Here is a 367-nt window from a genome sequence, read left to right on the forward strand (position 1 = left end):
CGAGTCGGCCCCGAAGTACGGCGTGTACGACGGCAACTGCGGGGCGTCGCTGATCGATCCCCAGTGGGTGCTGACGGCGGCCCACTGCGTCACGGGCGAAGGCCTGGTCCTCGACGGCATCGTCCGGATCGGCAGTGAGGCGCGGAAGTCGGGGGGAACGGTCCGGGCCATCGAGCGGACGGTGGTTCACCCCGGCTTCGTGAGCGGTGACGGGAAGGGCGCCAACAGGCACGACATCGCGCTGGTCCGTCTCGACCGCCCGGTCTCTGAGAAGCCCGTCAGGATCGCGGAGCGGGCCGGACGGCCCGGGACCCCGACCCGCATCCTGGGATTCGGCACCACCGCCGACACCGAACTGAGGTTCGCG

General features: G+C 71.1%; 1 protein-coding gene. It reads left to right on the forward strand.

From position 1 onward, the window contains the following. Positions 1–367 (forward strand): S1 family peptidase (locus IF00_RS0140515; RefSeq protein WP_030327154.1); only part of this gene is annotated, 367 nt, incomplete at both ends.

Source organism: Streptomyces flavochromogenes, from assembly GCF_000717595.1.
Classification (GTDB): domain Bacteria; phylum Actinomycetota; class Actinomycetes; order Streptomycetales; family Streptomycetaceae; genus Streptomyces; species Streptomyces flavochromogenes.